Source organism: Actinoalloteichus spitiensis RMV-1378 (assembly GCF_000239155.1).
In the GTDB taxonomy this organism is placed as follows: domain Bacteria; phylum Actinomycetota; class Actinomycetes; order Mycobacteriales; family Pseudonocardiaceae; genus Actinoalloteichus_B; species Actinoalloteichus_B spitiensis.
In genome coordinates this window covers 1-1,226 of record NZ_AGVX02000819.1, presented here as the reverse complement: position 1 = coordinate 1,226, position 1,226 = coordinate 1, and the positions used below count along the sequence as shown (strand labels likewise).

The window sequence follows — 1,226 nt, the reverse complement described above, 5'->3', positions numbered from 1 at the left end:
CTCGCCGGCGCCGGGGATCCCAGGTTCTCGATCGCGGTGGTCAGCTCGTCGCCGAGCGCTCGCGCGAGCACGTTGTAGGAGCGTTGGGTGGCGTCGGCCGCGGCCTCCGAGGCTGCCCGCGTGATACGGGCGCTGACCTCCTCCGCGCCCGCCGCGAGGGCCGCCGCGTCGATGCGCAGGTCGAGCAGGGCTCCTCGGCCGTCGACCGTCACCACGACGGTGCCGTCCCGGTCCCGGCCCGTGCCCCGCACCGCCGCCAGCGCGGCGGGAAGACCGCTGGTCCCCGCCCTGCGCTCCTCGGCGCGGCCGCGCAACTCGTCCACGGTGGGCGGGACCGCCCACCTGCTCGTCGGGGCCGTCATCAGCGCCTCCTGCCGGGGACGGTCCAGCCGTCCTCGTCGTCCGGCGCCTCGTCCGCCCGGAGGCCGAGCTCGTCCAGCCCGGACTCGACTCGCGGGTCGAGCCCGGGGGACAACGCGCTCCGCATCCGCTGGGTGGCACGGGAGCCGGCCTGTTCGGTGAGGCGGAGGATCTCGCGGGCGAGACCTTCCGGCCCCAGCCGCAACGCCTGCTCGGCCACCCGGACGTGGACCAGCCGCCCCCCGGGTCCCGCCGTGGCGGCCACGGTGCCGTCCCCGGACTCCGCCGTGGCGGTGCCGCCGCTGAGGCGGGCGACCGTGGTGTCGGCGAGCTCGGTGGTGGCCTCGATCCGCTCCACTGCCCTGGTGATGCCGTGCTCGATCCGGTCGGTCATGGTGGCCCTCATCCCGTCGGCCGGTAGAAACCCATGAACGGCATTCCGGAGTTCGTGGTGCGCAGCGGTCCGACCTGCACCGGGTCGCCCGCCTCCACCAACTGACCGTTGCCGATGTACATCGCGACATGACCCTGCCAGACGATCAGGTCGCCGGGGAGCAGCTGACCGGGTGGCACCTCGGCCCCCACGGCCTGGGCCGCCGAGTGGCGCGGGATGTCCAGCCCCGCGCCCGCGTAGGCCCACTTCGTGAGGCCGCTGCAGTCCGTTCCCGCCGGTGGGTTCGACGCGGCCCACACGTACGGGGTGCCCAGCGCGGAGAGCGCGTTGCGGACGGCGGCCGCGGCGACCTCGTTCGGGGCCTCGGCGGAGGAACCGTCGGGCAGGTTGACACCGACGCCCTCACCGGGTTGGGGCGGGATCGCCACCGGCAGGTGCGGTTTCGTGGCCGTACCGCCTCCGCCTCCGCCTC

At 75.3% G+C, this 1,226-nt stretch carries 3 protein-coding genes; all 3 read right to left on the bottom strand.

The features are described from left to right. On the bottom strand, positions 1–362 hold a 362-nt coding region (locus ACTIDRAF_RS31420; protein ID WP_016701508.1), incomplete at its 3' end, for a YbaB/EbfC family nucleoid-associated protein. Further along, positions 362–754 (bottom strand): YbaB/EbfC family nucleoid-associated protein, encoded by a 393-nt coding sequence (locus ACTIDRAF_RS0225670; RefSeq protein WP_016701507.1) that lies wholly within the window; start codon positions 752–754, stop codon positions 362–364. The genes ACTIDRAF_RS0225670 and ACTIDRAF_RS31420, both read right to left, overlap by 1 nt. Positions 755–762: 8 nt before the next feature. Beyond that, positions 763–1,226, bottom strand: a 464-nt coding sequence (locus tag ACTIDRAF_RS0225665) for a C40 family peptidase (RefSeq protein WP_016701506.1), incomplete at its 5' end; no start/stop codon positions are given.